The organism is Pararhizobium sp., assembly GCF_965279435.1.
In the GTDB taxonomy this organism is placed as follows: Bacteria; Pseudomonadota; Alphaproteobacteria; order Rhizobiales; family Rhizobiaceae; genus Pararhizobium.
In genome coordinates, this window is sequence record NZ_CBDIHY010000001.1 from 69,627 (window position 1) to 96,597 (window position 26,971).

The 26,971-nt window shown below is 57.9% G+C and carries 22 protein-coding genes and 2 pseudogenes; 11 read left to right on the forward strand and 13 right to left on the reverse strand.

The genetic code is table 11. The annotated features are described in order from the left end of the window. The first annotated feature begins 15 nt into the window (after nucleotides 1-15). Nucleotides 16-1,263 carry a glucarate dehydratase family protein gene (locus ACQY8Q_RS00345; RefSeq protein WP_428423521.1) on the forward strand — a complete coding sequence of 416 codons (1,248 nt, stop codon included), beginning with the start codon at nucleotides 16-18 and terminating at the stop codon, nucleotides 1,261-1,263. Nucleotides 1,264-1,310: 47 nt separating this feature from the next. After that, nucleotides 1,311-2,027 (forward strand): ribonuclease activity regulator RraA, encoded by a 717-nt coding sequence (locus ACQY8Q_RS00350; protein ID WP_428423523.1) that lies wholly within the window; start codon nucleotides 1,311-1,313, stop codon nucleotides 2,025-2,027. Between the two features lie 143 nt (nucleotides 2,028-2,170). Here the strand turns inward: ACQY8Q_RS00350 and ACQY8Q_RS00355 are convergent, their stop codons facing one another. From ACQY8Q_RS00355 to ACQY8Q_RS00400, 10 genes are all read right to left on the reverse strand, one after another. Further along, nucleotides 2,171-3,604 (reverse strand): aldehyde dehydrogenase family protein, encoded by a 1,434-nt coding sequence (locus tag ACQY8Q_RS00355; protein WP_428423525.1) that lies wholly within the window; start codon nucleotides 3,602-3,604, stop codon nucleotides 2,171-2,173. Between the two features lie 63 nt (nucleotides 3,605-3,667). Further along, nucleotides 3,668-4,576, reverse strand: a complete 909-nt coding sequence (gene kdgD, locus ACQY8Q_RS00360) for a 5-dehydro-4-deoxyglucarate dehydratase (protein ID WP_428423527.1) — start codon at nucleotides 4,574-4,576, stop codon at nucleotides 3,668-3,670. Nucleotides 4,577-4,647: 71 nt separating this feature from the next. After that, entirely contained in the window at nucleotides 4,648-5,853 is a 1,206-nt protein-coding gene (locus tag ACQY8Q_RS00365) for a pyridoxal phosphate-dependent aminotransferase (protein ID WP_428423963.1), read from the reverse strand. 61 nt (nucleotides 5,854-5,914) lie between these two features. Then, complete coding sequence (locus ACQY8Q_RS00370; protein WP_428423529.1) at nucleotides 5,915-7,552, reverse strand: hydantoinase B/oxoprolinase family protein; 1,638 nt, start codon at nucleotides 7,550-7,552, stop codon at nucleotides 5,915-5,917. 14 nt (nucleotides 7,553-7,566) lie between these two features. Beyond that, nucleotides 7,567-9,657 carry a hydantoinase/oxoprolinase family protein gene (locus ACQY8Q_RS00375; protein ID WP_428423531.1) on the reverse strand — a complete coding sequence of 697 codons (2,091 nt, stop codon included), beginning with the start codon at nucleotides 9,655-9,657 and terminating at the stop codon, nucleotides 7,567-7,569. A 171-nt stretch (nucleotides 9,658-9,828) separates the two neighbouring features. Further along, a complete protein-coding gene (locus tag ACQY8Q_RS00380; RefSeq protein ID WP_428423533.1) occupies nucleotides 9,829-10,617 on the reverse strand; it encodes a transporter substrate-binding domain-containing protein in 789 nt (262 codons plus the stop codon). Nucleotides 10,618-10,714: 97 nt separating this feature from the next. Then, nucleotides 10,715-11,365, reverse strand: a complete 651-nt coding sequence (locus ACQY8Q_RS00385; RefSeq protein WP_428423535.1) for an amino acid ABC transporter permease — start codon at nucleotides 11,363-11,365, stop codon at nucleotides 10,715-10,717. Nucleotides 11,366-11,374: 9 nt separating this feature from the next. Beyond that, complete coding sequence (locus ACQY8Q_RS00390; protein WP_428423537.1) at nucleotides 11,375-12,043, reverse strand: amino acid ABC transporter permease; 669 nt, start codon at nucleotides 12,041-12,043, stop codon at nucleotides 11,375-11,377. A 10-nt stretch (nucleotides 12,044-12,053) separates the two neighbouring features. Continuing rightward, a complete protein-coding gene (locus tag ACQY8Q_RS00395) occupies nucleotides 12,054-12,794 on the reverse strand; it encodes an amino acid ABC transporter ATP-binding protein (RefSeq protein WP_428423539.1) in 741 nt (246 codons plus the stop codon). Between the two features lie 28 nt (nucleotides 12,795-12,822). Next, on the reverse strand, nucleotides 12,823-13,305 hold the full coding sequence (locus ACQY8Q_RS00400; protein ID WP_428423541.1) for a RidA family protein: 483 nt from the start codon (nucleotides 13,303-13,305) through the stop codon (nucleotides 12,823-12,825). Nucleotides 13,306-13,753: 448 nt separating this feature from the next. Here ACQY8Q_RS00400 and ACQY8Q_RS00405 point away from each other — a divergent pair, with 448 nt between their 5' ends. Further along, nucleotides 13,754-14,506 (forward strand): FadR/GntR family transcriptional regulator, encoded by a 753-nt coding sequence (locus ACQY8Q_RS00405; protein ID WP_428423965.1) that lies wholly within the window; start codon nucleotides 13,754-13,756, stop codon nucleotides 14,504-14,506. A 344-nt stretch (nucleotides 14,507-14,850) separates the two neighbouring features. Here ACQY8Q_RS00405 and zwf read toward each other — a convergent pair whose 3' ends face one another. After that, on the reverse strand, nucleotides 14,851-16,362 hold the full coding sequence (zwf, locus tag ACQY8Q_RS00410) for a glucose-6-phosphate dehydrogenase (RefSeq protein ID WP_428423543.1): 1,512 nt from the start codon (nucleotides 16,360-16,362) through the stop codon (nucleotides 14,851-14,853). Between the two features lie 403 nt (nucleotides 16,363-16,765). Beyond that, a pseudogene (locus ACQY8Q_RS00415) lies at nucleotides 16,766-17,263 on the reverse strand (LysR family substrate-binding domain-containing protein); the annotation flags it as partial. A 593-nt stretch (nucleotides 17,264-17,856) separates the two neighbouring features. On the opposite strand from ACQY8Q_RS00415, the gene ACQY8Q_RS00420 reads away from it, so the two are divergent. The 7 genes and pseudogenes from ACQY8Q_RS00420 to ACQY8Q_RS00450 all read left to right on the forward strand — a co-directional run bounded on the left by ACQY8Q_RS00420 (nucleotide 17,857) and on the right by ACQY8Q_RS00450 (nucleotide 26,171). Continuing rightward, nucleotides 17,857-18,759, forward strand: a complete 903-nt coding sequence (locus ACQY8Q_RS00420) for a LysR family transcriptional regulator (protein ID WP_428423545.1) — start codon at nucleotides 17,857-17,859, stop codon at nucleotides 18,757-18,759. 769 nt (nucleotides 18,760-19,528) lie between these two features. Continuing rightward, nucleotides 19,529-20,275, forward strand: coding sequence for a GntR family transcriptional regulator (locus tag ACQY8Q_RS00425; protein WP_428423547.1), 747 nt, complete (start codon nucleotides 19,529-19,531; stop codon nucleotides 20,273-20,275). A 138-nt stretch (nucleotides 20,276-20,413) separates the two neighbouring features. After that, nucleotides 20,414-21,909: pseudogene (locus ACQY8Q_RS00430) on the forward strand (putative N-acetylmannosamine-6-phosphate 2-epimerase). 1 nt (nucleotide 21,910) lies between these two features. Beyond that, on the forward strand, nucleotides 21,911-23,239 hold the full coding sequence (locus ACQY8Q_RS00435; RefSeq protein ID WP_428423549.1) for an ABC transporter substrate-binding protein: 1,329 nt from the start codon (nucleotides 21,911-21,913) through the stop codon (nucleotides 23,237-23,239). A gap of 144 nt (nucleotides 23,240-23,383) precedes the next feature. Beyond that, complete coding sequence (locus ACQY8Q_RS00440; protein ID WP_428423552.1) at nucleotides 23,384-24,265, forward strand: carbohydrate ABC transporter permease; 882 nt, start codon at nucleotides 23,384-23,386, stop codon at nucleotides 24,263-24,265. Then, nucleotides 24,262-25,083, forward strand: coding sequence for a carbohydrate ABC transporter permease (locus ACQY8Q_RS00445; RefSeq protein ID WP_428423554.1), 822 nt, complete (start codon nucleotides 24,262-24,264; stop codon nucleotides 25,081-25,083). The genes ACQY8Q_RS00440 and ACQY8Q_RS00445 overlap by 4 nt, the downstream gene beginning before the upstream one ends. A gap of 20 nt (nucleotides 25,084-25,103) precedes the next feature. After that, complete coding sequence (locus ACQY8Q_RS00450) at nucleotides 25,104-26,171, forward strand: ABC transporter ATP-binding protein (protein WP_428423556.1); 1,068 nt, start codon at nucleotides 25,104-25,106, stop codon at nucleotides 26,169-26,171. Between the two features lie 63 nt (nucleotides 26,172-26,234). On the opposite strand, the gene ACQY8Q_RS00455 is transcribed toward ACQY8Q_RS00450, so the two are convergent. Then, the gene (locus ACQY8Q_RS00455) at nucleotides 26,235-26,384 is read right to left on the reverse strand and encodes a type II toxin-antitoxin system RelE/ParE family toxin (RefSeq protein ID WP_428423967.1); all 150 of its coding nucleotides are present in this window, start codon (nucleotides 26,382-26,384) and stop codon (nucleotides 26,235-26,237) included. 56 nt (nucleotides 26,385-26,440) lie between these two features. Here ACQY8Q_RS00455 and ACQY8Q_RS00460 point away from each other — a divergent pair, with 56 nt between their 5' ends. After that, nucleotides 26,441-26,827 (forward strand): winged helix-turn-helix transcriptional regulator, encoded by a 387-nt coding sequence (locus ACQY8Q_RS00460; protein ID WP_428423969.1) that lies wholly within the window; start codon nucleotides 26,441-26,443, stop codon nucleotides 26,825-26,827. The last annotated feature ends 144 nt before the right edge of the window (nucleotides 26,828-26,971 follow it).

A 26,971-nucleotide genomic window follows, 5' to 3' on the forward strand; every position in this document is an offset into this window, starting at 1 on the left:
GTTCTGGACGAATTCATGAAAGTTGCCGATATCCGCCTGACCCCGGTCGCCATACCGGACAAGCCCCTGCTGAATTGCAAGGGGGTGCACCAGCCTTACGCGCTGCGCACTATCATCGAAATGACATGCGACGACGGCACTGTCGGCCTGGGCGAGAGCTATGGAAGTATCAAAGCCCTTACTGGCCTGCGGGAGGCGGCCGGCAGCCTCATCGGCCTCGATCCGTTTCATCTCCACGACCTGAAAGCCCGTGTGTTGCAGGCTTTGCCGAACGGCGGCGGCATCAATGCAAAGACGGCGGTCGCGGATCACAAGCTCACCGACGTCGTCTTTAGCGCTTTTGAGATTCCGTGCATGGACATTCAGGGAAAGGTGCTCGGACGTCCGGTATCAGATCTTTTGGGCGGCGCGGTCCGGGACCGCGTTCCCTTCAGCGCCTATCTCTTCTTCAAGTTCGCAGGCCATATCGGACAGGATCCAGATGAATGGGGCGAGGTAATGACACCGGGCGCCATGGTCGCGCAGGCCCAGAAGTTTGTCGAGCAGCACGGATTTCAGTCGCTAAAACTCAAGGGAGGCGTGCTTGCGCCGGATCTTGAGATCGAGACAATTCTGAAACTGCGGGAAGCATTTCCGCACCATCCCCTACGCATCGACCCAAATGGCGGCTGGACGGTGGAGACCGCACTTTACATCGCCAAAAAGCTGGAGGGCGTCATCGAATATCTGGAAGACCCCGTATTGGGTATGGAAGCGATGGCACAGGTTGCCCGTGACTGCGGCATCCCGCTGGCGACCAACATGATCGTGCTCGAATTCGACCAGATTGCCGAAGCCGTTCGCAAGGACGCCGTAAGGATCATTCTGTCGGATCATCACTACTGGGGCGGCCTTCGGGCTTCCACCCATCTGGCAAAACTCTGCGAGGTGTTCGGCCTCCAGATCTCGATGCATTCGAATTCTCATCTCGGCATCACGCTGGCAGCAATGACCCATCTAGCGGCGGCAACACCAAACCTGCACTACGCCTGCGATACGCACTACCCCTGGACCAACACCGATATTATCGAAGGAGGGCTGTTCCAGTTTGAGGACGGCGCGCTTTCAGTCTGCGACAAACCCGGCCTTGGTGTATCGATCGATCAGGCAAAGCTCAAGGAACTGGCCGCGCTCTATGCCTCGGCTGGCATGAACGACCGTAACGACACGCTGTATATGCAGCAATTTGACCCGGCCTACGAGCGACGCGTGCCCCGCTGGTAGGCCCTTACCCAATATTTCTTCAGCCAACTTCCTTCAGGAACATCGACATGCCCCTCTTAAACGAGACCCGTGAAAAGCTACGCCACGTCAGTACCGCCACACTATGTACGGCGCTGTTCAAGCGCGGCCTGCGCAACCAGTTCATTCAGGATGTCCGTCCACTCGGCGCCCCCACTCGCACGATGGTCGGACAAGCGTTCACTTTGCGCTATATTCCGGCCCGTGAAGACCTCAATCCGCTTTCGGTGTTCCGCGACCGCGAACATCCCCAGCGCAAGGCGGTCGAGGAGTGCCCCGCAGGCGCGGTCCTCGTCATGGACAGCCGTAAGGACGCGCGGGCTGCGTCAGCAGGCTCCATTCTCGTCAGCCGATTGATGGTGCGCGGGGTGGAGGGCGTGGTCACCGATGGCGGCTTTCGCGATTCCCACGAAATCGCCGAGCTGCCCTTCGCCTCATATCACAATCGCCCGTCTGCTCCCACGAACCTCACCCTGCATCAAGCGCTTGATATCAATGGCCCCATCGGCTGCGGAGATGTCGCTGTCTGGCCGGGCGATGTCATGGTTGGTGATGGAGAAGGTGTTGTCGTCATCCCCGCCGCAATCGCCGACGAAATTGCCGACGAGGCAACGGAAATGACCGTGTTCGAGGATTTCGTGTTGTCGCAGGTGCAGAATGGCCGCTCCATCATCGGCCTCTACCCGGCGACAGATGAGCAGAGCCTTCTTGATTTCGCCGCCTGGCGGTCCGCCAAAAAACGGTGAGACTTGCGTTAGGCGGCAGGCACAATCAGTTGCTTGTTGCAAAGAGTGCTCGCGAGATCACACAGTGAATTTGTGCTCTTGGGTGAAAGCCACGAGAGTGTGTATCTGCAATCAGGTCCGTCGGTCATACCGCAGACGCGGCTTTACGCCAGCGTGTAAGCAGTCTTCACCACAGTGAAGAATTCGGCCGCATACTTGCCCTGCTCGCGCGAGCCGAAGGAGGAGGCCTTGCGGCCACCGAACGGTACGTGGAAATCGACACCGGCGGTCGGCAGGTTGACCATCACCATGCCGGCTTCCGAATTGCGCTTGAAATGCGTCGCGTGCTTGAGGCTGGTCGTGGCGATACCGGCCGACAGGCCGAACGGCGTGTCGTTGGCAACGCTGAGTGCTTCCTCGTAATCCTTGACCCGGATAACCGAGGCGACGGGGCCAAAGATTTCTTCGCGGCTGATGCGCATCTGGTTGGTGGCTTCGGTAAACAGCGTCGGCTGCAGGTAGAAGCCGGGATTGTCGCGGGTGATGGTCTCGCCGCCGAAAGCGAGCTTGGCGCCTTCCTGCTTGCCGATGGCGATGTAATCGGTATCGGTAGCAAGCTGGCGCTCGTCGACAACCGGCCCAATGTGCGTACCAGCCTTCAGCGCATCATCGACCACCAGCGTCTTCAGCTTTTCGGTCAGTGCCGCGACGAACTTGTCGTGGATGCCTTCAGTGACGATCAGGCGTGACGATGCCGTGCAGCGCTGGCCGGTCGAGAAGAAGCCGGAGTTTGCAGCCGCTTCGACGGCGACGGTCAGGTCGGCGTCATCGAGCACGACCATCGGGTTCTTGCCGCCCATTTCCAGCTGGAACTTGCGGTTATGCTCGATCGAGGCCGCAGCGACGCGCTTGCCTGTGCCGGTCGAGCCGGTAAACGTGATACCTGCAATATCCGGGCTGTCGAGCATGGCCTGGCCGACGACCGAGCCCTTGCCCATGACGAGGTTCAAGACGCCCTTCGGCAGGCCGGCGCGGTGCAGGATATCGGCGATCGCCCACGAGCAGCCTGGCACCAGTTCGGCCGGCTTGAAGACGATGGTATTGCCGTAGCAGAGTGCCGGCGCAATCTTCCAGGCCGGGATAGCGATCGGGAAATTCCACGGCGTGATGATGCCGATGACGCCGATCGGCTCTCGGGTGATCTCGACGCCGATGTTCGGGCGAACGGACGGCAGCACTTCGCCAGCCAGACGCAGGGCTTCACCAGCGAAGAAATCAAAGATCTGGGCGGCACGGATGGTTTCGCCGATGGCTTCCGGCAGGGTCTTGCCTTCTTCGCGGGCAAGCAGGTTGCCGAGTTCATCCTTGCGGGCGAGAATTTCGTCGGCGGTCTTCTTCAGGATCGCGTGACGCTCGAGAATGCCGGAGCGCGACCAGGCCGGAAACGCGGCCTTTGCAGCAGCGATCGCAGTCTTGGCATCGTCAGCGCTGGCGCTGGCATAAAGGCCGACGATTTCCTTGGTGTTCGACGGATTGATGTTTTCAACGCCGTTGCTGCCGACCCATTCGCCGGCGATCAGGTTGTGATGAAGTGTCATAGATCTCCCCTCCATTCGATCGATGAAAGGGCCGCCTCCCTAGGTAGGCGGCCCCTGAAAGTGTTACTGGCGCTTATGCTTTCCAATGAGGGCTTCCATCATGTCCATTTCATCGCTCGAAAGATCTTTGAGTGGGGCACGAACTGGGCCAGCATCGAAGCCCTGCAGCCTGACGCCTGCCTTGACGGCCGAGACCGCATAACCCTTGCTCCGGTTGCGGATTGCCATGAACGGGTAGAAGAAATCATTCAGATAGGCTTCGCACTTGGCCCGATCACCTGCCCGCAATGCCTTGTAGAAATCGATAGCAAGCGCCGGGACAAAGTTGAAGACTGCTGATGAATAGGTGGTGAATCCGGCGCCCATATAGGCTTCTGCGAAAAGTTCCGCAGTCGGCATACCACCGAGGTAGGTCAGACGGTCGCCCATCTTTGCAGTGACCTGGCGAACGAGCCCGATGTCACCTGTTCCATCCTTGAAACCCACCAGGTTCGGGCACGCATCACAGAGCCGGGCCAGGGTATCAGCCTGCAGCACCGAATTGTCGCGATTGTAGACCATGACGCCCATGCCCGTGGCATCGCAGACTGCTTTGATATGCTGGTACAGCCCTTCCTGTGGCGCGTCGATCAGATAGTGCGGCAATAGCAGGATGCCGTCTGCCCCAGCCTTTTCGACTGACCGAGCGATAGAGACCGCAATTTCTGTGCCGTATCCACAGCCCGAAACGATGGGAGTGGTGCCGGCAGCCTCTTTCGCTACTCTAACAATTTCAGGAATTTCATCGGGGGTGAGCGAGAAGAACTCGCCCGTTCCACCTGCGGCAAATAGCGTTGCGGCCCCGAAACCGGACAGCCAATTGACATGCTTGGCATAGCTGTCGGCCTTGAACTTTCCATCTGAGCCAAAGTGAGTGACTGGAAAAGAAAGGAGCCCTGCTCCCAGCGCATGCTTCAAGTCTTCGGTCTTCATGGATTTAACTCCTGTGGGGGAAGCGCACTCGAGCGCCGCCGGGTTGGTGAGTGAGTGATTGAAAACGCTGTTCAGCCCTTTAGGGAGTGAACCATGGCGGCCAGCCGGTCGCAGGCAGCTTGAAGTTCCCGGTCAGATGCCGCGATGGAAAAGCGGATAAAGCCGGGCGCGCCGAATGCCGCACCTGGTACGCTCGATAGGCCAAAACCATTCAGCAGATGGGCGGCAAAGTCTGAATCGTCGGCAAGCACCTCACCTGCCGCGGACTTTTTGCCAAGCAGCCGGTGAATACCAATGAATGCATAAAAGGCTCCATCCGGTGGCGTGAAATCCACGTCGTGGATCTGCCCCAAACGTTCGGCGACGATGTTGGCCCGGCTGGCAAATATCGCCGCCCCGTTCCCGACGAACGTCTGGTCGCCCGTCAACGCCGCAAGGGCTGCCGCCTGCGCGATGGTTGAGACCGACGTGACGCTCTGCGATTGCATCTTGCTGAGCGCTGCGATCAATGCCGCGGGGCCTGCGGCATAACCGAGGCGCCATCCGGTCATCGCATATGCTTTCGAGACGCCGTTGACGATGAGGGTGCGGTCGCGCAACTCCGGGCAGGCCTTCGCGAAGGATACGAAAGGCACCTCTTTCAGGAGCACATGTTCGTAGATCTCGTCTGAGACCACCAAGACACGAGGATGGCGGGCCAGAACCTCGCCCAACGCACGGTATTCTTTCTGCGAATAAATGGCACCGGTGGGATTGGACGGAGAATTTAGCATCAGCCAGCGTGTTCTTGGTGTGATCGACGCCTCAAGCTTTGCAGCATCGATTTTGAAACCGACCTCTGGGCTGCAGAACACATAGACTGGTTCGCCGCCATGCAGCGATACGATATCGCCATAGGAAACCCAGCAGGGCGTCGGGATGATCACCTCGTCCCCCCGCTCCAGTGTGGCAAGAAACACGTCGAACAAGATCTGTTTGGCGCCATTGGCTACCATCACCTCGTCGACAAAGTAATCGAGCTGGTTTTCGCGCTTGAACTTGGCCACAATCGCCTGACGCAGGCTTTCCGTACCGGCCGCAGCACCATACCGGACGCCACCCTTGCGGATCGCTGCTACAGCAGCGTCCGCAACATGTGCGGGAGGCTCGAAATCCGGTTCGCCAAGCGACAGGTCAATGATGTCGCGGCCTTCTGCGGCCAATTTCTTTGCTGCCATGGCGATCGCCATGCTCGGCGACGATTTGATACCAGCCGCACGTTTGTTTTGAAAACTCATTTCCAAATTCCCGAAAAACATTGGTGATGACCGGCCAATTTCTCCACCGGTCACAAGCGGATTAGCTATTCGACACGTAGTCGAAATCCCGGTCGCGTTGCGCAGCTATCGGATCGCGGTTGTCGGGCGCACCGTATCCGCCGCCACCCGGAAGCTGCAGGATCAATCTGCGGCCCGCGGGCACGTGCTGGCGCCCTTTGGTGGCTAGGATCGTCCCGTCATCGAGCAACACGGCACCCGCTGCGCCATTGGCTCCGCCCTCGCGTCCACGGGGTGGATGATCGACGCGGTCGAACATGGCGTTAAAATGCATCTCGTGACCGTCGGTTGGTGAGATCTCCACGACCTGGCCGAGACCACCACGGAACTTGCCCGCACCACCGGAACCGTCACGCAGTTCCTTGCGCCAGAAAATCACCGGGCCCACATGCTCGGTCGCCTCGATCGACATGGAATGCACACCGCTCGGAAACGCCGTGGCGCTGAGACCATCGAGCGTGGAGCGTGCGCCGGCGCCACCGCTGTTGAACAGCAGCACTTCGGCACGCTGGCCGCCGTCAGCGGGGGCGTTTTCGCCCTGCAATGGGCGCACGCTGACATGCAGGTTCCACAGCGCACCCGCACCTTCCGCTGGCACCTTTCCTGGGAGCATCTTGTGCACGGCGCCGAGCACCGCATCGGGGACAAGGTGTCCAAGCACGTGCCGAACGGAAACCGGCGCCGGGTGCTGAGCATTGAGGATGCAGTTTTTGGGAGCCGTCACGCGAAACGGCAGCAGCGAAGCGTGGTTGTTGGGAATCTCCGGCGCGATAGAGCATTTCATGCCATAGCAGGCATAGGCCGCCGAATAGATGATCGGGCAATTGATGCCCTTGGGGCTCGGTGGCGATGTACCCTCGAAATCGGCAAGGATGTAGTCTTCCCCCACATCGAGTCGTACCACGATATCGATCGGCGAACCATAACCGTCGACGCGCATCGTATTGGAATAGGAACCCTTCGGCAGGGCGGCAATGCGCTCGATCGTAGCGTCATAGCTGCGCTTGAAGATGAATTCACCGAGCGTCTCCAGATCGGCCAGCTCGAACTCTTCCATCATGTCCATCAGGCGGCGATGACCGATCTCGTTGCAGGCCGCCAGCGAATAGACGTCGCCCACCACCTGGTGGCTTTCCCGGACGTTGTTGTGCAGGATGTTGACGAGGTCCTTGTTGACCCTGCCGCGCTCAGCGAACTTCATGATTGGAACGAAGATCCCCTCTTCGTAGACCTCATTCGCGTCCGGGCCGAAACCGCGGCCGCCAACGTCCACAACGTGCGCCGTGCAGGCGAAATAGCCGACCAGCGCGCCATTTCGGAAGCTGGGCGAGACGACGGTGAAGTCGTGCAGGTGGCCGGTTCCCTTCCAAGGATCGTTGGTGATGTAGACATCGCCCTCAAAGATATTTTCAGGGCCGATGTCGCGGATGAAGTGGCCGACGGCTTCGGCCATGGCGTTGACGTGACCCGGTGTGCCGGTCACCGCCTGGGCAATCATTTTGCCGCCTCGGTTAAAGACACCGGCGGAAAGATCGCCCGATTCACGCACACTGGTGGAGAACGCGGTGCGGATGAGGGTGACGGCCTGTTCTTCGACAACGGAGATCAGCCGGTTCCACATGATCTGCATGTGGACGTCGGAAAGTGCACTGGTTTTCATGTCAAATCCTCCGTTCAAGCGCTCTGCTTGACGCGTATGAGCAGGCAGCCATCGGCCTGCATGATGACTTCTCGGCTTGCGGTGATGATCGTTGAGGTTTCGCGTTCGGTGATGACGGCGGGGCCGGCGACGAAATCGCCCGGCTTCATATCGGCGCGTGCAACGATCGAGGCCGTCTGGAAACTGCCTTCTTGAACATCGAAAATTTCGCGGGTGCCGCGGACTTTTGCTTCGTCCGCCTTCTCGGTCTTGCCAATCCTATCTGGGGGCGAGAGTTTCGAGGTGGCGCGCAGTGACCAACTGACGATCTCGACATCGAGACCTTCAATAACGCGGCCGAAGAAATGTTCGTATTGTTCGTCGAACAGGTTTCGGAACAGCTCGCCGTCGGCATCTGCGTAATCGCGCACTTCGATGGTGACCGGCACTTCCCATCCCTGGCCAACGTATCGCATGTAGGCTGTGCATTCGAGATCCGGATCGGCCTCGGGCGAACCGGAGCGCACGAAGGATATGGCCTCGGCGCTGAGGTCGGCGATCGTTTGGTTGATCGCTGCCGCATCGAACCGGCTGATGCGGCTGTAGGCGCTGCGCACACTCTCGAACCCGAAGGGAGCACGCAAGAAGCCGATGGCCGAGCCAACACCCGCACCCGGCGGGATCAGCAGTTTGGACATACCGAGCTTTTCGCACAGACGCGCGGCGTGGATTGGTGCTGCGCCGCCGAAGGCGATCATGGTAAACTCGGAAAGCTCTTTACCGTTCTCCACTGCGTGCATGCGCGCCGCATTGCTCATGTTTTCATCAACCACTTCGCTAAGCCCGAAAGCGGCCGTTGCAACATTGGTTTTAAGTTTCGAGGCGATGTCGGCATCCATGGCTCTGTCAGAGGCCGGGCGGTCGAGTTTCATCGCCCCGCCCGCGAATTCGTCGGGATCGAGGCGGCCGAGGATTAGGTCGGCATCGGTGACGGTGGGGTGGGCGCCGCCGCGGCCGTAGCAAGCTGGTCCCGGTTCGGAGCCGGCACTATGCGGGCCGACTCGGATCTGGCGCATGCTGTCGATCGTGGCGATCGAGCCGCCACCGGCGCCGATCTCGACCATTTCGATAACCGGAATGGAAATCGGCATGCCGCTGCCCTTCTTGAAGCGCCAGGTGCGGGCCACTTCGAAGGTCTTGGAGGTCTTCGGCGTCTGCTTTTCGATCAAGCAGATCTTTGCAGTGGTGCCGCCCATATCGTAAGAAAGCACCCGATCGAGGCCGTAGCTGCTGGCGATGTGAGCGGCGAAGATCGCACCACCGGCCGGGCCGGATTCGAGCAGGCGCACCGGAAATTCGATGGCGCTCTCGACGCTGATGATGCCCCCGCCCGAGTGGATCATGAAGACCGGGCAACGCGTGCCTTCCTCGGTGAGACGACCGACGAGCCGGTTGAGGTAGGATGCCATCAGCGGCTTGACGAAGGCGTTGGCGCAGACAGTGTTGAAGCGCTGGAATTCCCGCATCTGCGGCGACACTTCCGACGAGATCGAGACGGAAATGCCGGCTTTCTTGGCCAGCAGCCGATCGCGAACGACCGTTTCGTGCGCACCATTGAGATAGGAATGGATGAAGCCGATGGCGACGCTGTCGTAGCCTGCGGCGATGATGCTGTCGCACAGTGCGTCGACTTCGGCGAGATCAAGCGCCTTTAGAACCGAGCCGTCCGCACCAATACGCTCGTCGATAACGAAGCGTTCGTTGCGCGGCACCAGCGGCGCCGGCAGCACAATATCGAGGTCATACTGTTCGAAGCGGCTTTCCGTGCGCATCTCGATGACGTCGCGAAAGCCCTTGGTGGTGATGAAGGCGGTGCGCGCTCCGCGCCGCTCGATCAGCGCATTGGTTGCAAGCGTGGTTCCGTGAATGATCGTGTCAATCCGCGAAAGCTCGACAGCGGCGATCTCCGCCACCTCGTGGATGCCCTTGACGATTGCGTTTTCGGGATAGGAGTAATCAGTTAGCACCTTGACCGAATGGAGTGTGCTACCGACCTCCATCGCAACGTCAGTAAAGGTCCCACCGATATCAACTCCGACCCTGATCTGCTTGCCATCTTTCATCATTTTCTCGTCCATGCTCCCTAAGCGAGCTTTTGTTGCGCTTGCCCGATAACCCGATTTTCGGCGTGCAGCAGACCGTCCCCGCCCGCACAGACAGGCGGGGGCCAAAAGCTCTTTGATTGTTGATTTCTCAAGCTCTGCGCGGCGGTTGTAACGGCCGCGCAGGCTTTGGCGTTATTGCTTTCCGATGAAGTCTACACCCGGCAATGTTGTCGGGAGTTTCGGGCGGTCGACACCGATCCATTTTTTGTAAAGGGCATCGAGAGATCCGTCCGCCGTGTGTTTGGCAACGAAATCAGTCAGGAAAGCGAGCATTTCTTGATCGCCCTTGCGAACCGCCATGCCTTGGAAATTGTCGGCGACCTTGTATTTGCGCTCGAATTGCTTGTCATAACCGGTCTCTTTGATGACGAGGCCATAGGTCACGCTTCCCAGGATTGCATCGACTTGGCCGGACAATAATGCTTGGACCGTCGTCGCATCATCGTCGAAGCGCTTGATCTGCGTATCCTTCGGCGCGACCTTGACCAGCAACGGCTCGAAGGCGCTGCCGCGGTTGACGCCGATTACATATTTCGAAAGATCTTCGTTGCCTTTTATCGCAGCGTCGGTCTTACCCCACACAGTGATGTCGTTTGACGAATAAGGAATAACATACTGGATGACTTTGGCGCGTTCTTCTGTGATCGTCATCGACGGTACCAGGAAGTCCACATTGCCGTTCACCAGCAGTGGAATGCGGTTCTGCCCGGTGATGCGCTCGAACTTTACCTCAACGCCCAGTTCCTTGGCGATCATTTTGGCGACTTCAATGTCGAAACCGTCGTTGCCGCCGTTGGCATCGATGAAGCCCCATGGAAACTGATCCATCTGTACGCCGATGGTAGCGGTACCCTTTGACTTGAGCTCTTCGGGTGAGACGGCGAGCGCTGTCGTCGCGAATGAGGTCGCGGCGAAGAGCATTGCGGCAAACCCACTCAGGATTGTCGAGCGCGAAGGGGTCGATACTTTCTTGGTCATGTGATCACCTCTGGTTGGTTTCTTGGAATGCGTTCTTGTTTTACCGCGCAGCGTTGAGGCGCTGCTCGATCCGGGCACTGCAGTAGGTCAGGGGTACGCAGATGAAGAAGTAGATGACTGCGACCGCCCCATAGACCTGTAGCGGCTGAAACGTGATGTTCGCCATCAACTGACCGGAGCGAGTGAGCTCCGTCAGACCGAGCAGAGCGGCGAGCGCGGTGCCTTTGATCAGGTTGACGAGAAAGCTGATGGTAGCGGGCAGACCGATGCGAAAAGCCTGCGGTAACACTACATCCACCATACGATGCATATAGCCAATACCGAGTGCTCGGGCAGCCTCGCTTTGACCATCTGGAACGGCCTGGATGCTACCGCGCCAGATCTCGCCGAGAAACGCGCTTGTGTGCAGCGACAGGCCAATCGTCAGCGCCACCCAGACATCTACCTTGAAGCCCAGAAGCGGCAGACCGAAATAGACGAAGAACAGTTGGATCAGCAGCGGCGTGCCTTGGAAGATCTGAATGTAGGTTGCCATAAGAATGCGCAACAGTTTCCATTTGCTGGTGCGTCCAAACGCGACCGCCAGGCCCAGCGCTCCGCCGACGGTAAATGCGAGGAGCGATAGAACAACCGTCCAACGCGCGCCTTCGAGGAGAAAGAAGAATTCATTCCAGCCAAATTGACGGATCATCGCACTGCCTCACTTTGCCGGATAGGAAAAATAGACCCGGCCAATTATGCCGAGAGCGATAGAGACGAGCTGGGACAAGAGGAGGTAGATGACACCCAGCGTGAGATAAATCTCGAAGCTGCGGAATGTCTGGGCATCGAGCGTCTGCGCAAAATAGGTGAGCTCTTCCGCCGAGACAGACGAGACCAGACTGGAGTTCAGCATCATCAGGATGAACTGGCTGCACAGCGCCGGGTAAACGGCCCTGATCGCTGGCCGGAAGACAATGAACCGATAGATGTCGGCCATATGCATCCCAAGCGCCCTGCCCGCTTCGATCTGGCCCGGACGAATGGACTGCACGCCCCCACGTACGATCTCCGCCGCATAGGCTGCGCAGTTCAGCGTCATGGCCAGGATCGCCGCTTGCTCGCCGCTGAGCCGGATGCCAATCGCCGGCATGCCGAAAAAAACAAAAAACACCTGCACAAGGATGGGCGTGTTGCGGATCAACTCGATATAGCAAACGGCGATGGTGCGAAGTGCCGGTACCTTGCTCATGCGCATCATCATGAAGACAATACCGAGCGACAATCCGAAGACCATCGAAAGGGACGACATTCTCAACGTACCGATCACGCCTTCCAGCAGCATCGGCCACGCGGCAAAAACCAGTGCAAAGTCAAATGTGTAATTCATCAGCCCCTCCTCAATGGTTGAGGATCTGGCTGAGGAACGTTTTGGTTCGCTCGTGAGCCGGGTTGCTGAAAAAGACGTCCGGCTTAGCGCTCTCGATGATTTCGCCACGGTCCATGAAGATGACGCGATGTGCGACGGCTCGCGCAAAACCCATCTCGTGGGTGACGCAGATCATCGTGATGCCGTCGTCTGCAAGTGAGATCATCGTGTCGAGCACTTCCTTGACCATTTCGGGGTCAAGCGCCGAAGTGGGCTCGTCGAACAGCATGATCTTGGGGTCCATGCACAGCGCCCGGGCGATTGCAACGCGCTGCTGCTGCCCCCCGGACAGCTGGGCGGGATATTTTTCTGCCTGTTCAGCGATGTGCACCCGGTCCAGATGGCGCATCGCCTTGTCTTTCGCCTCGGCCACCGAAGCTTTGCGCACCCGGCGCTGGGCGAGCATGCAGTTCTGCAGAACGGTGAGATGTGGAAATAGGTTGAACTGCTGGAAAACCATGCCGACATCGCGGCGAATATGGTCGGCATTGCTGCCCTTTTGGCTCAACTCCGTGCCATTAACGGCGATGCTGCCCTGTTGGATTTCCTCGAGGTGATTGATACAGCGGATGAGGGTTGATTTACCCGAACCCGAAGGTCCACAAAGGACGATATGCTCGCCGCGACCAACCTCAAGATTTATCCCCTTCAGGACTTGAAGGTGACCGTACCATTTGTTGACGCCCATCATGGCTATGGCTTTTTCCGACATGCTGGTCCCGTTCATGGCCAGTTCCCCTTTATTTGCTGTCAGGATTTGGTGCGACTTCGAAGATGGCGTCGACTTCCACGGAGGAACCGCGCGGCAATGACCCCGCACCAAGCGCGGTGCGCACATGACGCCCTTTGTCGCCAAAGATCTCCACGAGACAGTCGGAAGCGCCGTCGATGACTGCTGGATGACCTGTGAAATCAGCGGGCGCATTGACGAAGCCACGCAACTGGACGCAGGCGTTGACGCGATCAAGATCCCCATCGAGAGCGGCGTTGACCCGTGCCACGATATTGAGCGCGCAGAAGCGAGCAGCCTTGTATCCGTCCTCAGGCGAGATACCCTGACCCACCACGCCGACATAATGCTCAACACCATCGATTCGCGGGATCTGGCCTGATACAAAAAGAAGGCTTCCGACGAGCCGATGAGGAATGTAATTTCCTGAAGCCGGGGCAATCGTAGGCAATACGATACCGAGCTCGGAGAGACGTGCGGCGACGACACCCATAGCATTTTCCATCATTGTCAGACGCGCGGATGCGCAAACCATGTTCCCGGGAGCATTTACCCACGCTACAATGCGTCAGGTGTTGCCCCACTTTTCTGTTGATGAGAATTGTTGAAATAGTATCTCTTGTCAAGACGAAATCGAGAGATACTACCTCTTAGCGCGCTGATCTCGTAAAATATGTGTTTTATTCAGTATTAACAGATATTTACGCACCAATCCAAATCTATTAAATAGAAGTAGTCTCGGTATTCATGGGCTTTATGAGCAAATTTTTTCCAGCTTCTGACCCGATGAAATGCTTGTTGGCCCCTTCAGGTTGACCAAGTGTGCGCACTCTCTATCAACAAGATTACCACCGAGTGGTAGCATCACCTCCCAGAGAAGTGCTACCTTGCGCAAAATACTTAGACTCTGCAGCGTGATTTGGGGCAAAGGGAAACAGGTTTTGGACAGTTTAACGGGCCGAACAATTCAGGCGCTCAAGACTCACATCGGCAACGGCCAATTCGAGAGCGGTGCCAAACTGGGGTCGCTCGCCGAATTATCCGAGCGGTTCGGCGTCAGCAGGACCGTCATTCGAGAAGCAGTATCGGCCTTGCGGTCCGACGGCATTGTCGAGTCGCGACATGGTGTCGGGGTGTTCTTCCGAAAAAGACCCGGTCCCGACATCGAAGACGCCAACTCGTTGGATGCAAACATCACGCTTGCTCCCCTGGCTCGTCTGCAAACGTCGTTCATGGACTTGCTGGAACTTAGAATGGCTTTTGAGGTTCATGCTGCCGGGTTGGCGGCCGTTCGGCGATCTTGGTCTCAGGAATCCAACATCTGGAACGCAGCCCGCGCGTTTGAAGCTTCACTTGAGGACGAGGCCGCGCTTGACCATCTCGACTTTGTTTTTCACCGATCGATCGCAGAGGCAACAAACAATGGAGCCTTCATCGAGTTCTTCAGCCTTATGAGCCTGCAGATTCTGCCTCAACCGGCTTTCTCCAAGCAGCTCAACCCGGCCCTTATTACTCTCGACTATATTCAGAATACAGTGGTCGAACATCGGGCGATCTGCGAGGCGATCAGCTCGGGGAGTGCAGAACGGGCGCGCGAGGCCATGCGGGCACACCTCAGCAGGAGTCACCTGCGATATCGAGGTTTTTCAGACGGAGACAATTCGCCCCTCAGCAACATTGCGTCGGAAGAATGAAACACACACAAAGCCATTGCACGCCTTGACGGGATTTGAACTTGGTCCGTCTAAAAACGAAACCCGATCGCCTTGATAGCAGCTCCGCTTGCGGCATAATGAGGGTTCGCGATTATGTTCGGTCTGGACCATAGTTCTTGGCGCAAATTCGAGGATTCATCACCCGCTCTCCCAAGCGATTGCTTCAAACCCGCCAATTTCAAAATGATCCCCTTCGAAAGGCACGCCACAGATTTAAGCATGCGCAAAGCATTCATAAACATTCTGTTCGAGTGACGCAGTGAACCAACAGGGCACTTCTCTATGCATAAACGCCAAATGGACTCGGCGACAGAGCGGGAGACTTATCTCCGTTGATGCAAAACAACACCAAGCTCATGCCATTCGCGGCCGTCTTTCCGGATCAGGTCATCTGCTGAGGCTGGTCCCATGCTGCCGGGAACATACGTTTCGGGGATTGTGTTGTCGGCCGACCATGCGTCGAGAAAGGGCTGAACTGCCGCCCATCCGGCTTCGATGCTGTCTGCACGCTGGAACAGTGTCTGATCGCCGATAAACAGATCATAGATCAAAGATTCATAACCTGTCGTATGCCCGATATCGAACCTGTCGGCGTAACGGAAATCTAGCGATACGGGGACTGTCTCGACGGATTGCCCGGAACGTTTGATTGAGATCTCCATGCTGATCCCCTCGTCCGGCTGAACCTGGATGACGAGCCTATTTGGTGGCAGATGTCTTGTCACCTCGGATTCGCGGAACTGAGCAAATGGCACCTTGTTGAACGTGATAACAATTTCGGTGTCGCGCGCAGTCAAAGCCTTTCCCGTTCTCAGATAAAACGGGACGCCGGCCCAACGCCAAGTGTCGGCGTAGAGTTTGAGGGCGACATAGGTTTCAGTTCGACTATCAGATGAAACATCTTTTGTCTCCCTATAGGCGCTCAATGGTTGGCCGTCGATATTTCCGGTGCCATAGGTGCCGCGCACACTATTCGCCGCAGCCTCCTCCATCGAATAAACGCGCAAAGCCTTCAATACCTTGCCCTTTTCATTACGAACAGCTTCGGCATCAAAACTGTTCGGCGGTTCCATTGCGATCATCGCCAACAGCTGGAACAGGTGGTTGGGAATCATGTCCCTGAGCGCTCCAGTCGCATCATAAAACTTGCCGCGGCTCCCGACATCAACGGTCTCCGCAGCCGTAATCTGGACATGGTCGATATAATTGTTGCTCCACAGGCCCTCTATAATCATGTTGGCAAAGCGTGCCGTCATCAGGTTCTGTACGGTTTCCTTGCCAAGGAAATGGTCGAGCCGATAGACTTGTTTTTCGACAACCTGAGCCAGTATCTGGGTATCGAGCGCGCGCGCAGATGCGAGGTCGGTACCGTACGGTTTCTCGATCGCGACGCGCCGGAAACAGCCGTCGGTTTCTTCCATCAAGCCATGCGTGGCAAGCTTTTCGACAATCGGCCCGAACAAACTTGGCGGAACGGCGAGACAGAAAGCAATATTCGCCGCCGATCCAAGTCGCAATTTGATGGCCTCGTATATCTCGTCTTTAGTGAAGTCCCCACTCCGATAGGAAATGCGCGATCTCAGCCTGTCCCAGGCGTCATCCCTCGTCGTCTGTGCTTCTGCCTGGGGGCTAAGATGGCCCAAAAATTCGTCGAGGCGTTGGCGAAGGAATTCGTCGTCACCTTCATCAATCCCGACGCCGACAACAGTCAGGTCATCCCCGACCAGACCGCTGCGGGTCAGATTGATGATCGCCGGAACAAGCAGACGACGGGTCAGGTCGCCGGTGGCCCCGAATATGACTAGAGTGACAGGCGGCACCGATTTTGTGACCATTTTACATGGCTCCCTTCCGTGAAACATAGGAGGGATATAGGGCTATCTCTGGAACCGGCCATTCTTCGGGGGATTTGGGCTTTCGTGAAAGAATGTCGAACTTATTTCGGACCGGTGAAACACATGCGAGAGATTCGCCACGCTGACGCTGCCTCTTCGAGGCCTATCTGATATCGAGGCCAGTTGGGCCTACGTGTCGAGTTGGCAAAACGCGGAACAATATACCGGCTAACTGGCAATGAGAATATCGAAGAGCCTATCACAGCGGTGGCTTTGGCCACGGTTCGGGAATTCACGCATGCGGCTTCGGTTCCAGGGTTAGCCATAGGAGATTGAGCAAAGCGCCGCCGGCGCGGTGGAAACCGGGACCGACTGTCCCCGAAGTTGCATTCCATATCCCGGCCTAACGCGCACGCATGATTTCCGGCGTTCCCTGCTTCGATGGCCTGACCAAGGACCGCGCAATATCTATGATGTCGTCGCGTGACGCCGTCGGATCCTCCATATTCCACGCAACCCCCATGCCGATCTTGAAATCCACGCCCCTCACCTTTCGAAGCTCGAAATTGCGGTTTGGGAAATCCCTGGTCCATTGCGGCGCAAAGCCGATGCCAAGACCGGCCGATACCAACGAAATCAGCGCAAACGTATCGTCGCAGCTGTACGCAATGTTGCGGGCCAGATCGTGCTCGGCAAACATCTCGGCGAAATACCGTTCGGTGTAGGAGAGGTTCTGGCGCGAGAACGAGATGATCTTCTGATCACGCAAGTCCTCAATACCGATCTCAGCCAAACCCGCAAGCCGGCTGTCTTTTGCGACTGCCAAAAGATATTCATCGTTGGCCATCGAGAAGAACCGCAGGCTACCAATGTTCTCCACCGGCCGGATGAAGCCAAGATTGGCGCGAAGGCGTAGAGCCGATAAGGAAGCTGATCATAGTCCTGAAATAACTTTTCGGCCGCCTTCGCACCCTCCTCGCCAGCCGCACTCAGGAGGTCCAGGCACTCGGCGAATATGGTCGTCGTTCCACAGGGCACCATGGCTTCTGCAAGAGCCGTTGGATGCGCCAGCTGGGATTCAAAGTGGATATGGGCGTCGATCAGACCTGGTATCGCGTATAGACCCTGACCGTCGAAGACTTCCTTGACCTTCAGTATGTCCTCGTCAGGATTGAGCGCGATGATGCGCTTGTCATAGACAAGGATTGAGCCGTGATAGACGGTCTCTCCATGAACATCGAGAATGTTCAGGTTCTTTAGAAGAAGGTCCGCCTCGCCTCGACCTTCAAGGATATCGAATATCGCACGCACCTTGTCGTAATGTGCAGCTTCCAATGTGTTCAAGTCTTTCCTCCACTCTATCCAGCAGCATTCCTAGCCAGCGCCAGGCGTGTTCCGCAGGTTCCGTGGAGGATAAGAAAGGATTGCACTGCTTCCGAAAAGCAGTATTTTCCGCGCAGTTCGTACGCTTTTTGAGAACGGTGGAAATCACCCATGCTGCATTCACGGGTCCTGCGCTACATCGACGAAGTCGCACGCTGCGGTTCGATCCGGGCAGCTGGTGAGCGGCTTAATGTAGCACCGTCTGCAATCAACAAGCACATCCTGCAATTGGAGGAGGCGATCGGCGAACCCTTGTTTGAGCGCCTGCCGCGTGGACTGCGATTGACACCGGCTGGCGAAATTCTCGTTGCCCATGTCCGCCGTACAATCAAGGAATTCAGTCAGGTAGAGGCCGACATCCGCGACATGAAGACCCTCCAAAGCGGAGAGATCATTATCGCCACGATGGGCGGGCTTGCCGGCGGCATCGTGCCGAAGACTGCAGCGCATTTCGCCACGCGTCACCCGAGACTTAAAATCACGATCCGGGTGATGTTCGTGCACGATATCGTGCAGACCCTATTGGACGGAAAGGCAGATCTCGGCCTCGCTTTCAATCTTCCGTCTGTCCCGCAACTGGAAACACTTTGGAAAATGGACACGCGGCTTGGCGCGGTGGTATCACCCGAGCACCCGCTGGCAGGACAGGACTCCATCCCATTGTCTGCCTGCCAGCCATACCCGTTAATCTTTGCTGACAAGCCGATGCTGATCCATGGCATTGTCGCCGATGCTTTTGCCGAGGCGGGCATCTCGGTAGAGCCGGCGTTCCTAGCGAATTCGATCGAGGCGATGAAGTCCCTGGCATCAGCTGGTGATGGCATAGCATTTCTCAGCAGGTTCGATGTCGCGGAAGAACAACGCAATGGCGTCCTGACCTATGTGCAGATTCGCGACCGAACGTTCGGCAAGAACGTGCTTTCGCTCGTACAACGTGAAAAGCGCAACCACGGCCTCGCCGCCACGATGTTCGCTGAAGAAATTATCCGTTCACTACGCGGCGTGGCGGAGTAGTGCCACAAGTTGAATCTCATCGCAATTCAGCACCGCAGCCTATGTGCGCGTGTCTCGCCTTGAACCAGTTTCAACCGTGACCCGGTTGCTAGATGCTCCATCTGCATCAGACTTTCTAATCCACCCTAAACTTCAGGTCGTTGAACCCGTGCGCGTATCGGCCACATGAACCTATCGGCCCGCTCCTCGAAACGTCCCTTAATTTCTACAGGGACGTCCTGAACATGAAGGCCACAAAACGAACCGGTGATGACGCGGCCTTCGATATCCTGCAGGTCACGTGCCGATGAATTCTTGCGGCCAGGATCATTATCGACAATGTGGTGGATCACGGGACGAGCCTGTCGGTACGTACGCGCGATCCTGACTAGAACGGCGTCGATCAACCTGGGACCGGCCAGTCGAAACATCTTGGTCGGCGGTTGGGTCGCTCAAGACGGGCAATCGGCCCATCACAGTTGATCGTCTTCTGGACTTGGCAGACCCGCTGTCGAACTGACGATCGGTTGGTTGTCGCGCTCTTTACCTACGCCACAATGCCGTCACCCAGGCGATCAAGTCTCGTCGGGGTGATGGGGTAAACCGACGTTCAGGTTGTGTCATGAGCGAAATACCGGCCACGGCGTGAGCTACACAACCAGTCGGTACATAGCCAGAGGCGTCGGGTAAAACAGGCCATATACAGCAAACTGGTAGCGGCAGAACAATACCAGTTTACCCGTTGAAAAATATTTTGCATAAGGAAGCTCTCTCTTGCGCGGGTGCTTCGATGAGCGATCTAGCGGTCCTAACCCTTCTCACAAAAGCTCTGGCCGGCGAAAGTGGCGAGCCGCTTTACCGCAGGCTTGAAGATGCGATCAAGGCGGCGATCGGGGCAGCACACATCAAGCGGGGCGCTGTCATCCCCAGTGAACGCGCCTTGTGTGCGGCTCTCGACATTTCTCGCGTGACGGTGCGCAAGGCCATAGATAATCTGGTTTCCGACGGTTTTCTCGATCGCCGCCAAGGTGCCAAGACCATCGTTTCGTCGCGTCTCGAGAAATCGCTCGCTACTATGACCAGCTTTTCCGAGGACATGCGCTCTCGTGGTCTGGAGCCGGGTTGCGTATGGATTTCGCGCAATATTTCGCGGCCTTCGCCCGCCGAAATGATGGCTCTGGGGATTTCAGGCAGCGAAAAGGTCGTTCGACTCAAGCGTTTGCGCACTGCCGACAATACCCCCATCGCGATCGAAATCGCGACGTTGCCGGCACGTTTGGTGCCCGACCCGCAGGCGATCCAGGACTCGCTCTATGAGTATCTAGAAGCCAATGGCGCGCTTCCCGTTCGCGCCCTGCAGCGCATGCAGGCCAAGCCAGCGAGCGACGAGGAGCGCCGCCTTCTGGGCACACCCGAGGATGCCAGTCTGCTGATCATGGAGCGCCGCTGCTTCCTTGCCGATGGCCAGATCGTCGAGTTCACGCAAACCAAATATCGCGGCGACGTCTACGACTTTGTCATCGAGTTGATGCGATAATACCAGTTAAAGTCCTGTTGCAATCTGGTCTTGTCCTGTTACCGTGATCGCACAACAGGAGAGCCGAATGTGTTGCTTGACATTCAAGCCTTAAAAAATGGACTAATCGTATCATGCCAGCCGGTAAAAGGTGGCGCGATGGACAATGCCGCGATGGTCGTCGGCTTCAGCCTGGCGGCATTGGATGGCGGTGCGGCGGGGCTGCGCATCGAGTCGGCTGACTATGTCCGCGCCGTCCGTGCGGCAACCGACAAGCCGATTATCGGATTGGTCAAGCGCGATCTCGATGACACGCAGGTGCGCATCACGCCATGGATCGAGGATGTCGATGCGTTGGTAGCAGCCGGTGCAGATATCATCGCCTATGACGCAACCCAGCGCATCCGCCCGGTCGATACCAAGACCCTGATCGACCGCATCCACGCACATGGCCGCATCGCCATGGCCGATTGCTCTATCCTGGCGGACGCCGAACGGGCACTGGCCGAAGGCGCGGAGATCGTCGGCACCACACTAGCAGGATATACCGGACCGGTAGAACCCACGGAGCCCGATTTCGCGCTGATCGCGGCGGCTTCAAAACTCACGTCAGTCGTTATCGCCGAGGGTAATATCCGCACGCCAGAGCAAGCCTGTAAAGCCTTGGCCAGCGGCGCGTTCACGGTGGTGGTCGGTTCGGCGATCACGCGCCCGGAGCACGTTACCTCCTGGTTCCGCGCCGCACTCGATGATACCCTCGCTTCGGTCGGAGCGTGACCCGCATGATCGACCCGGATACTGTTCTCGCACTCGACATCGGCGGCACCAAGATGCTTGCCGCACTGGTGCGCGGAGGCGCTGTCCTGGAATCCCACAAGGTGCCGACACCCCGCGGCGGCAATCCCGAGCAGTGGCTTGAAGCGCTGTTTGCAGCGATCGCTTCGTGGCAGGGCCGCTACGCGACAGCGGGCGCCGCCGTCACCGGCATTGTCGATCAGGGATTCTGGTCGGCGCTCAACCGCAACACGCTTGACCTCCCGGAGCGTTTTCCTCTTGCAGAGACGATCACGCGCCTTTCTGGAGTGCCGGTTCTCGCCGCCAACGATGCGCAGGCAGCAGCCTGGGGCGAACACCGGTTCGGCGCTGGCCAGAACGAAGACATGGTGTTTCTTACCATCTCAACCGGTATCGGCGGTGGCATCGTCGTCAACGGCAAACCGATGTTCGGCCTTGCCGGCCATTTCGGGCAGTTCCGCGTTGCCGAGGATGTTGCCGGGACGCTGGAAGATCAGGTTTCAGGTCACTGGATAGCTGGCCAGGCCAAGGACCATCAGGCAGGCGCAACCGCGCGCGATGTTTTCGAAGCTGCAGCCGCCGGCAAGACGTGGGCGATGGACATAATTGGCGCATCGGCACGCCAGACCGCCCAGCTTTGCCGCAATATCCATCTCGCACTCGATCCCCCGCGCATCATCATCGGCGGCGGTATCGGGCTTGCGCCCAACTATCTCGACACCGTCCGGCAGGCGCTAGAAGGCGTACCGCCGCGGCTCACACCGAACATCCACGCCGCCGCTCTCGGGGAAAGTGCCGGCGTCGTGGGGATCGCCGATCTTGCAAAAAATCACCAGAAAAATCACATAGAGGAGAACTAAAATGACATTGACGACGATCACGAAGGGCAGCCTTCTAGCGGTTGCCATCGCCAGCCTTCTGGCAAGCTCAGCATTCGCCAAAGTGACCGTGCTCGGTTGGCCGGGCGGACCTGAAGAGACAGCGCTGCGGGCCGCAACCGGCGTCTATAATGCGAAACCAGATGTCGCTGAAAACGACAAAGTGGAGCTTTTGTTCTTCAACCGCGATGGTTTCTGGGACAAGCTCCAGGCCGACCTCGCTGCCGGTTCCAAGGCTTTCGACGTCAACCTGCTTGCAACCTATTCAATCGGCCGATATGCGCCGTTCATGGAGCCAGTCGAACTGTCGGGCGAGGCAGCGTCGGTCTACGGCGAATCCGTGCTCAAGACCATGCAATACGAAGGCAAGCAGTTCGGTGTTCCGACCGACCTTTCGATGCACTTCATGTACTATCGCAAGGACCTGGTCGAGGCCTTAATGAAGGACGACGCCGCTAGGGCGAAGTATGCCGAAATCTCTGAAAAGTACCTTGGCAAGAAGCTCGAGCCGAAGAGCCCGGACGAATGGACATGGGATGATTACGCCGCAACCGCGCTGTATTTCACTCAGGCCGTCAATCCTGACAGCCCGACGCGCTACGGCACCGTTCTGCAGCTCAAGAACCTTCTGTTCAACATGATGGTGTTCCAGTCGTTGCCGCGTGCCTATGGCGGGAACTGGATGGATGAGAGCGGCAAGATCACGGTCAATTCCGATGCCTATCGCAAGGGGCTCGAGACCTACAAGCTGCTCTACGATGCCGGTGCGACACCTACCGATTCCCTATCGTACGAATTTGCTGAAGCCAATGCGGCCTATACGTCGGGCCAGGTTGCCGCGATGATGCAGTGGAATGCTGCCGCATCCGACCTGACCAGCAAGGAAAAGTCGCCGACTGTCGCCGACGTCACGGAAACGGTTGCTCCCCCCGCTGGCCCCGAAGGTCGCTTCACCCACATCCATGGCCTTGGTTTCGGTCTCAACAAGAACGCCGAAAACAAGGCCGGTGGCCAGGCGTTTATCAAATGGCTTTCCTCAAAGGAAGCGGCTTTGACGTACGCCCGGAACAACGGCGCGCCGGCGCTGACACCGGAAGTCGTCACCGAAGTCGCGAAGGAACGCCCCGATCTCGTCAAGCTCGGCGAGTTCGCGTCCAAATACGGCTACGTCATGAACGGCGGCACCGCTGCAAAGGCCTTGTCTGTCTACGAACTTCAGGCCAAGGAATTCACCGGTTACTGGTCCGGCCAACAGTCGCTGGACGATACACTTGCCAATACCGAAAAGGGCATGACTGAGCTGCTCAAGTAGCGGCTTTGCTGGCGGCGGCGTGATCGCCGCCAGCATTAACGGCAGGAACCGGCGCAGCGACGTTGGGCCGACAAGCAATCTCCTAAGCGAACGGACACGCCAGATGATCGCCTACCCAGTTGCTAACGGAAGGACAGCGGTTCGATGAATACACAGCGCGCCCATTCTTCGGAGTTTCGGCTACTGGCGATGCCGCTCGTCGTGTTTCTGCTGGTCTTCCTCGGTTTTCCCGCAATCGTCAACCTGATCTATTCCGTCTCCGACGTATCGTTCGAGACGCTGCGCCAGCCTAAGATCACTGGTCTGTCAAATTTTGCTGCGGTGTGGAACGACAGAGCCTTCTGGCAGGCCAGCTGGTTTTCATTGCGCTTCGGAGCGCTGACCGCGCTGCTCGAATGCGCGCTCGGGCTAATCCTTGCTGTCTTCCTGTCGCCGCTGATCGAAAGACGCAGCTGGCTGATGGCGATCCTGATGCTGCCGCTGATGGTGGCACCGGCGTTGGTCGGCCTGATGTATCGTCTCGTGCTGCACGAATTCGCGGGGCCGGTGCCTTATTATCTTTGGGCCTGGTTCGGCACCAGTGTTTCCTTCCTCGGTCCAACCTCCGCATTCTGGACGCTGATCGTCGTGGAAACCTTGCAGTGGACACCGTTTGCCCTGCTGTTGTTCTACATGGCCTATCGGGCGATCCCCACCGAGATCGTCGAGGCATCCGCCATGGATGGCGCCCGGCGGTGGCATCTGTTGTGGTACATTGAATTGCCATTGATGGCGCCGACGATCGTCGTTGCCCTGCTTATCCGCTTCATCGATGGTTTCCGTGTTTTCGACAACGTCTATGTTTTGACCGGCAGCGGCCCGGGCGGCTCCACGGCTTCGCTATCGATCTATATTTACGAGGCTTTCTTCAAGCAGGGTGCTATCGGCAAGGCGGTCGCTGCGTCCGTGATCCTGTTCGCCGTCTCCTTCACCGTCCTCTACGGTCTCAATTTTATTGCCAGCCGCCGCAAGGGAGCACTCAAATGATCAACGCTCTTCGCTGGCTCGTCTTCGCCATTGCCGCGCTGGCCATGAACTTTCCAATTCTTGTCACGCTTGTAACCTCCTTCAAGAGCGCGCGCGAACTGTCGACCAATCCCGGACTATGGGTACAGGCGCCGACACTCGACAATTATTTCGCGGTGTTCCAAGTGTCCGATAGGTTGAACATTTTCCTTTACCTGTTCAACAGTATCACGGTTGCGTTCATCGGCACTACGCTAGCGGTTGTTCTTGCCCTGCCGGCAGCATATGCAATTGCCCGCGGCAGGCTCGGCGAACGCACGCTTTTGCCCTTTATAGTCAATTTGCGCGCCGTGCCGCTGATTATCTTTGCCATCCCACTCTACATGATGTTCCAGTGGCTGGCGCTTCTGGACACCCGCCTTGGCCTTGGTCTGATCCTGTCCATCGTCAACCTGCCACTGGCCCTCGTCATCCTGGTCAACGCCATCCGCGACCTCCCTAACGAACTCGACGAAGCGGCACTGATGGATGGTGCCAGCCGCACGCAGATTCTTCTGCGTGTCATTGCGCCCGTCTGCCGCCCGGCCATCGTCACCAGCCTGATCTTCGGCTTCATCACCGCATGGAACGAATTCCTGTTTGGCCTGATGTTGACCACCTCGAAGGCAGTGCCGATCACCGTTGGCGCTTCATTCTTCTTCGCTGCCAGCGGCGGCGGCGTGCAATGGGGCGTCGCCTCAGCCGTTATGGTCGTCGGCGCACTGCCGCCGGTCCTGCTCGGTCTCATCATGTATCGCCAGATCAGCGGGTCGATGACGGCCGGAGCGGTCAAGGGCTGATCTTATTTCAGGAGAGTACCATGGGTAAGATTTCGCTGCGCAAGGCAGGCAAGCAATACGGCACTGTCGAGATCATCAGGGATCTCGACCTGGAGATCGCCGACGGCGAATTCGTGGTCATTGTCGGTCCTTCCGGCTGCGGCAAGTCCACCTTGCTGCGTATGATCGCAGGGTTGGAGGCGACGACCGCCGGCCAGATCGTCATCGACGGACGCGACGTGACCGCGGCCTTGCCGGTCGAGCGCAAGCTCGCAATGGTGTTCCAGTCCTATGCGCTCTACCCACACATGACCGTTCGCCAGAACATGGGTTTTGGCCTGAAACTCGCCAAGCTCTCGAGCGGCGCGATCAAGACAAAGGTGGATGCGGCAGCCGATACGTTGAAACTGGCGCCACTTCTCGATCGCTACCCGAAGGAGCTTTCCGGCGGCCAGCGCCAGCGTGTTGCAATAGGGCGGGCGATCGTGCGCGAACCCGTCGGTTTCCTGTTCGATGAACCGCTGTCAAATCTGGATGCCGCCCTTCGCGTGGATATGCGGCTCGAGATTGCCAAGCTGCACCGTACGCTCGGCGCCACCATGATCTACGTCACCCACGATCAGGTCGAGGCCATGACGCTGGCGGATCGCATTGTCGTATTGAAAGACGGCCGCGTCATGCAGCAGGGCACGCCACACGAACTGTACGAAAACCCCGCCAACCTGTTCGTCGCTCAATTCATCGGTAGCCCCAAGATGAACGTTCTGGCTTGTAAGCGAAATGGCGATGGCCAGCTTGATCTCTCAGGTCAAGGGCTCTTGGAGATGCCGTTAAGGAGCGACGCGGCGCCCGTGCACCTCGGCGCGCGGCCCGAGCATCTGTCGCTCGTTGCACCGGAAAACGGCCACTGCCGGGGAACGGTCGAAGCCCGCGAGTATCTTGGCGGCACCACCTCGGTGTTTGTGCGCAATCCCGAACTCGGGCTGATTAATGTCAGCGCACCTGCTGACACCGGGTTCGGCATCGGCGAGACGGTAGGCATTCATATCGACAATCTCCGTTTGTCGCTGTTCGATGCAGCGGGAGCCGCCGTCATGGCCTCACGGTGAAACGCCTTCCACGACAGCAACAACCACCGCCTAGGACCAGTTCGGACCACTGACCCGTGGATCTCAGCATTGAGAACAAAACCTAGCCCTCAAAGTGTCTGGCCATTCCTGCGCACCATGGAGAACGCGAAGAACACGGACCGCTGTTTCGGTAATTGCATACGTCGCGACGTATTGCGTGCTGTTTATTACCAGTTCGCGGGTGCCAGCAATTCTGCCAACACGACCACTGAGGGGAAATCTATCAACCGACGGAGCGGACCTCGCCGCTGGCGCAGCCTCTGCCGCCGGCCCAGACCTGCACCCCGACGCTACCCGGTTTCACCTTCGGCCTAGACGCGACTTTGCGGGTCATTGCCGGCAAGTGGAAACCGTTGATCCTGTACTTCGTCGCCCAGGGCGGCCCGAGCCGATACGGCGCGCTGCGGCGAGCCGTGCGTGATGTCAGCGACAAGATGCTGATCCAGCAGCTCAAGGAGTTGGAGGCAGATGATCTTGTGAAGCGGACCGACTACAAGGAGATTCCACCGCGGGTGGACTACAGTCTTACTCCGTTGGGTAGGAGCCTGGCCGAGGTCACTCGCGTCTTCGCCCAGCGCGAGGCATTGAACAGGGAAGGACGGAGCGCTCCGCGGCAATCGGCGGTAAGTGAATAGCCATCTTCCAGCGTATCGCGCGATGGCGTTTAACCGGCGGGGCTTAGTCGCCTTGATGGGATTTGAACCAACGGCAGGGAGTCTGACTAGCTAACGCCCTGCGATCTCGACCTCTTTCAAGGTCGCGCGGACGTGACCGTGTCA